The following is a 6,064-nucleotide window of genomic DNA, read 5'->3' as shown; positions in this document are numbered from 1 at the left end:
TAACCTTTTCCCCAAACCCAATTCCAAGTTAAAAATCCTTAACCGAGCAGTATTGAGAGGTCTGTGTGTTTTATCTTGAGTTATCTTTTATAAGGTAATAATATGCTTGTTTTTGTTATCCCACTTAAAAGTTCGCAAGTTTCCAATTCTTGGGAGCGTGTCACCCAATCATTTGAAAGATGCATCAAATCAATTTGCAATCAAACCTCTCCTGATTTTCACGCTATTGTCGTTTGCCATGAACAGCCAACAATAGAATTTAATCATCCCCAGATTACGTACATTACAGTTGACTTTCCTTCTCCCAACGAGACAGACCCTATAGCTAGAGGAGACACAGATAAAGGGCGAAAAATATTGAAGGGATTAATGTATGCTCAGAAATTTTCTCCAACTCACACTATGGCAGTTGATGCAGATGATTGCATTAGTAAAAACTTAGCCGAATTTATTAAGCAATATCCTAACTCTAATGGATGGTTTATCAATAAAGGTTATAAATATAAAGAAGGTAGTAAATATATATATATTAAAAGAAAAAATTTCTATTCGATGTGCGGCACATCTAATATTATCCGATATGATTTAAATTTCTTACCAGAAAATGCAGAATATAATCGGGGTTATGGATACTACAAATATTATATAGACCACGGTAAAGTCAAAGGCGTATTAGAAAGCAAAGCTAAACCTATTGAACCATTACCATTCCCTGGAGCCGTTTACATCGTAGAAACAGGAGAAAATCTTTTTTATGGTTCAATGAAGTTAAACTTCAATATTTTCGATCGAAAATCCCTAACTCAATCGGTTAAGGATGAATTTGGCTTGTACACGCTCTAGCCATTCTAATCCATTTATATGTAAGCTATAGATTGTTTTTTAAGGCTGATAGGCTACAGCGCCACTATGCCGAAATTCAAGTCAAAAAATAAAAAATCAACAAAACAGGCTGAAAAAGAAGCTCCTACTCTTAGCCTCAAAGAACAGTTAGCCCAAAAGCGCAAAACAGCCCAAGCACGTAAAGAACTCATTAGCTTACTCACCACCGCCATCTTTAGCAGTGTCTTAGTTGGCATTCTACTTTTTTTCGTAGGTGGAATTAAAGTGGCAGTCCCTGGCGTCTTAGGGATATTCGTCATATCCCTTTCCTACAAATACCCGCGCCAAGCGCTATATGCCTTCATCATTTACGTACCTATTGGGGGTACTATCACCTACTACTTGGGCAATAGTCCCATACTCCAATTAGCTAAAGATGCCTTTTATGTTCCAGCCCTAATTGGACTTTGGCAAACTTGTCGTAAGCAGGGGCTACCCCTAATTATTCCCCAAGGCATTAAAATCCCACTTTATATTGTCTTGGGTTGCAGTCTGCTAACGCTGTTGTTTATCAATGGTGGCCAGCAGTTTAACCCGCCTAGTGTGGGACTATTGGAAAAAGTAGAGAAAGAAATACCCTTAGCAATGGGCATTCTGGGACTGAAAGTGTTTTTAGGGTATGTCCCTCTGCTTGGTTGTGCTTACTATTTAATTCGTGATAAGCGGGATTTTCTATTTTTATCGCGCCTCCAGATTGTCCTCATATTGGTTTGCTGTGTGCTGGGATTTATTCAATACCTGTTACTACTAACTGGTGTATGTCAAGGCACTAGAGGTCTTGAAGGAAATGCCCTATTTGTCACATCACTAGAAGCCCGGTGTTATTTTGGTGGAGCGCTCTTATATAGTCCCGAAGAAGGGGTTATTCGCCTACCAGGGACATTTGTAGCTCCTTGGCAGTGGGCATGGTTCTTAATTTCCAGTACCTTTTTTACCTTTGCTGCCGGCTTCACCGACCCCTCTTTAATATGGCGGCTGGTTAGTTTAGGTTCTTTAGTGGCAGTCTTTATCAATGCTGTAATCTCTGGACAGAGAATCGCCTTAGCTTTAGTACCAATCTGCTTCGGAATCTTGCTATTGCTCACTGGTCAACTTGGCAACCTTAAACGATTTATCCCCATCGGGATAGGACTTGCCCTAGTTCTAGGAATAGCAATGGTGACTAACCCTGATGTCGTGCAACAAAGAACTGAGAGTTTTACAGGTCGATGGGAGGCTTCACCACCTCAAGAGTTTATCGTCCAGCAATTTGAAGAGAATTGGGACAACGTAGATGGGCCCTTGGGAAGTGGCCTAGGTCGAGCAACTAACTCTGCCCGTACAATGGGTAAAACTAAGCTGGTGGAAACCTACTACCCCAAAGTACTTTATGAAGTTGGAATTATTGGAATGCTAGCTTTTTTGGGTTTGGTAACAAGTTTAACAATTATTGGTTTTAAAACCTATCGCTCCATAAAGAACCGTAATTTCCGTAGTTACGGAGCAGCTTTGTGGGTGTTTATATTGTTTATTAGCTACAACACCTACTACTATCCTCTGGATGTTGATCCCGTTGCTGTCTATTATTGGTTTTTTGCGGGAGTTCTTTTTAAATTGCCAGAACTGGAGAAACAAGATATAGAAGATGCCAACCCTCAGCAAAAAAACAAGAAAAAACGTCTAAAAACAATTTAAATCAAAGAAAATAAGTAAAATTATTTAATAAAAATTATGAATAATTGGCCATTAATTACTGTAGTTATCCCGACTTATGGTCGAGAGGAAGCGCTACGGGATAGCATTGTCGATGTTCTAAAACAGGACTATCCAAATTTTGAAGTTTTAGTGGTAGACCAAACCCCAAAACACCAACCAGAAATTCAAGCCTACCTAGAAGAGATGGCGGGGGCAGGTAAAATTAAATGGTTGCGTTTAGATTGGGCAAGCTTGCCAGGGGCACGGAATTATGCTGTGCGCCGGTCTTCTGGTGAAATAATATTATTTATTGATGATGATGTTCAGCTAACCCCTGGATTGTTAGCAGCCCATGCGAAAAATTATTTGCGAAATCCAGAAGTGGGGGCTGTCGCCGGACGAGTATTTGACAGAATGAAATTGGGCGATTCTGGAGGTGATTTAGAGATTGAATATCTGCCTCCCCAAGCTATGGACCCAGGAATTGCTTGGTATCATATTGATTTAGTACATACCATAAAACCCCAGCAAGTGCTGACAGCGAGGGGTTGCAATATGTCATTTCGCCGCGAAATTTTTACTCAATATGGATTGAGGTTTGATGAGAGGTTTCGCGGTAGTGCAGTGCGCGAAGAGTCAGATTTTTGTTTGCGGGTGCGACAGACGGGATATAAGATTTGGTACGACCCAGAAGCCCATTTGGTGCATTTAGGCGAAGAAACAGGGGGTTGTCATGATATTAGTATGCGATCGCTAAAATATCAACTCACCTTTTACCACAACCATTTCTTGCTGGGGCTGAAAAACCTGACTGCAACTCAAGCTTTACGCTTATACGCCCGTTTATTTGACTGTCACGTTCTAGGACGCCCACCTTGTCACAAAAGCGGTTCCCCCATCAAAGTTGCCACTCGCGCTATTTTCTACATTTTGGGTTTTTTCAAAGCTTTGGGTACTGTCATCCAATCACTATGGAACGATGGACAAATTTACAGTCGATTGGATAAACCAGTTTAGGTATTGGTCATTTGTCACTTGTACTGAGCGTAGTCGAAGTATTGGTCATTAGTGAATAAAAAAGGATAAATGAAAATCTTAGTTGCTAGTCACACTTATATCGTAGACCTCAACTGTGAAAAATTACGCGCTTTATCTCAACTAGAACCCGATATTGAAGTGACAGTTGTAGTACCAAAGCGCTGGAAACCAGGCGGCGTGCAAAACAGAATTATTGAAACTGAATACCGTGATGAAGGCAGATTTAGAATAGTTCCAGTTTCTAATTTCAGCCAAAATCATCAGGGACTCCTTACCTTTGGTGCTGATTTGATCTCTTTGCTAAAACAATTCCGTCCCCAAATCATCCAAGTGGAACAAGGGTCTAGAGCCTTGGCTTATACTCAAATGATTGCCTTAAATAAACTATTAAGACTCAAGGCAAAAAATGTATTTTTTACTTGGTGGAATCTTCCCTATGAACTGAAACTACCAATTGCTTTATTAGAAAAGTATAACCTCAATCACAGCCACGGCATCATTTCTGGCAATCAAGATGGAGCAGAAGTTTTGCGACAAAGGGGATATAAAGGGGCAATTAAAGTCATGCCGCAACTGGGTGTAGATGAAAGTTTATTTACTCCCAAACCCCAACCAGAGTTAGCAGATAAATTGGGCATTAAGAAAGAAGATTTTGTAGTAGGTTTCGTTGGACGATTTGTGCAAGAGAAAGGTTTATTAACGCTTTTACAAGCCTTAATTACATTGAAAAATAAACCTTGGAAATTACTGCTACTGGGACGGGGAGAGTTACAAAACGAATTAATTAAAATATCAGCAGACAATGATATTCAAGAACGTTTAATTTTGGTAGAAAGCGTTCCCCACGACGAGGTTACAAACTATATCAATTTAATGAGTACTTTGGTACTGCCTTCAGAAACTACTTACAAGTTTAAAACCTTAACTTCTGTTGGCTGGAAAGAGCAATTTGGTCACGTTTTAATTGAGGCAATGGCTTGCCAAGTGCCTGTTATTGGTTCTGATTCTGGTGAAATTCCCTATGTAATTGGTGATGCGGGTTTAATATTTCCCGAAGGTGATGTTCAAGCCCTTGCTAATTGCTTAGTTCAATTAATGGATAAGCCAGATTTTGCTCATACTCTGGGTGAAAATGGGTATCAAAAAGCGATGATTAAATATACAAATAAAGCTTTAGCTAAACAGCAATTAGAGTTTTATCAAGAGTTAGTCATTAGTGAATAACAAATGACTAAAGACAAATGACTAATGACAAAAAAATGAAAATATTACAAATTGTTCCCTCAATTTCTCTTATTTACGGCGGGCCTAGTCAAATGGTACTAGGATTATCTCCAGCATTAGTAAAAGAGGGAGTAGAAGTTACAATTCTCACAACTGATAGTAATGGTGATAATGGTCAAACACCTCTGGATATTCCCTTAAATCACCCAATTAAACAAGATGGCTATGAAATAATTTACTTTCGTTGCGCCCCATTTCGTCGCTACAAATTTTCCCTAGATTTATTAAACTGGCTAAAACGTCATGCTCATGAGTTTGACATAGCGCATATTCATGCTCTATTCTCTCCCATAAGTAGCGCTGCTGCTATTGTGTGCCGTCAGCAAAAGCTACCTTATATTTTCCGTCCTTTAGGTACTCTCGATCCAGCTGATTTACGGAAGAAAAAACAATTAAAAAAGCTTTATGTTGCAATTATAGAACGTCAAAATTTAGCTGGTGCGGCAGCTATTCATTTTACCAGCGCTCAAGAAGCTAAAATATCAGAAAGATTTGGCGTATCTACGCCAGATTTGGTAATTCCTTTGGGTGTTATTCCCCCCCAATCCCCTCTTAAAAATGCATGTAGTCAGTTAGAAATACCAAAAGATGTGCCTTTAGTGCTGTTTATGTCACGAATTGACCCGAAAAAGGGGTTAAATTTGTTGATTCCGGCGCTAGAGAAGCTGTTAGCGGTTGGTTATAAGTTTCATTTTGTCTTAGCTGGAACAAATCCCCAAGATCCAGATTACGAAAAAAAGATAATATCCCAAATTCAAAATTCACCGCTGCGATCGCACACTACAATTACAGGCTTTGTTACTGGTGAACTCAAAGTTAGTTTACTACAAGCTGCTGATTTATTTGTCTTGCCTTCCTACTACGAAAATTTTGGGATTGCTGTAGCTGAAGCGATGGTTGCAGGTGTACCTGTAGTCATTTCTGATCAAGTGCATATTTGTCAACAGATACGTGATAGTGAGTCGGGTTGGGTAGGCGCAACAGATATTCAAGCACTGGTAGAGTTACTGCAAGAAGCTTTGGAAAATCCCGCAGAATGCCAACGACGCGGATTAAACGCCCAAAAATATGCCTTGGAAAATTTTAGCTGGGATGCGATCGCAAGGCAAACAATCCAAGCCTACCAAAAAATTCTTCTAAGAAACTTCTTGTGCTGTGGGATTAACGATTAAATCGCAACCGATTT

At 39.6% G+C, this 6,064-nt stretch carries 5 protein-coding genes; all 5 read left to right on the top strand.

The window, feature by feature from the left end:
* The first annotated feature begins 102 nt into the window (after window positions 1–102).
* On the top strand, window positions 103–843 hold the full coding sequence (locus VB740_RS16735) for a glycosyltransferase family 2 protein (RefSeq protein ID WP_323201090.1): 741 nt from the start codon (window positions 103–105) through the stop codon (window positions 841–843).
* A gap of 66 nt (window positions 844–909) precedes the next feature.
* The gene (gene hpsL / locus VB740_RS16730) at window positions 910–2,556 is read left to right on the top strand and encodes a hormogonium polysaccharide biosynthesis protein HpsL (protein ID WP_323201089.1); all 1,647 of its coding nucleotides are present in this window, start codon (window positions 910–912) and stop codon (window positions 2,554–2,556) included.
* A gap of 36 nt (window positions 2,557–2,592) precedes the next feature.
* Window positions 2,593–3,573, top strand: coding sequence for a hormogonium polysaccharide biosynthesis glycosyltransferase HpsN (hpsN, locus tag VB740_RS16725; RefSeq protein ID WP_323201088.1), 981 nt, complete (start codon window positions 2,593–2,595; stop codon window positions 3,571–3,573).
* A 69-nt stretch (window positions 3,574–3,642) separates the two neighbouring features.
* Window positions 3,643–4,818, top strand: a complete 1,176-nt coding sequence (hpsO, locus tag VB740_RS16720; protein ID WP_323201087.1) for a hormogonium polysaccharide biosynthesis glycosyltransferase HpsO — start codon at window positions 3,643–3,645, stop codon at window positions 4,816–4,818.
* A 35-nt stretch (window positions 4,819–4,853) separates the two neighbouring features.
* Complete coding sequence (hpsP, locus tag VB740_RS16715; protein ID WP_323201091.1) at window positions 4,854–6,050, top strand: hormogonium polysaccharide biosynthesis glycosyltransferase HpsP; 1,197 nt, start codon at window positions 4,854–4,856, stop codon at window positions 6,048–6,050.
* Window positions 6,051–6,064: the final 14 nt, after the last annotated feature.

The organism is Nostoc sp. UHCC 0251, from assembly GCF_034932245.1.
GTDB lineage: Bacteria > Cyanobacteriota > Cyanobacteriia > Cyanobacteriales > Nostocaceae > Nostoc.
This window is presented reverse-complemented; position numbering and strand designations above follow the sequence as displayed.

Coding starts and splice junctions, on each gene's coding strand:
- VB740_RS16735 (WP_323201090.1), top strand. CDS start 103: ATGCTTGTTTTTGTTATCCCACTTAAAAGTTCGCAAGTTTCCAATTCT.
- hpsL (WP_323201089.1), top strand. CDS start 910: ATGCCGAAATTCAAGTCAAAAAATAAAAAATCAACAAAACAGGCTGAA.
- hpsN (WP_323201088.1), top strand. CDS start 2,593: ATGAATAATTGGCCATTAATTACTGTAGTTATCCCGACTTATGGTCGA.
- hpsO (WP_323201087.1), top strand. CDS start 3,643: ATGAAAATCTTAGTTGCTAGTCACACTTATATCGTAGACCTCAACTGT.
- hpsP (WP_323201091.1), top strand. CDS start 4,854: ATGAAAATATTACAAATTGTTCCCTCAATTTCTCTTATTTACGGCGGG.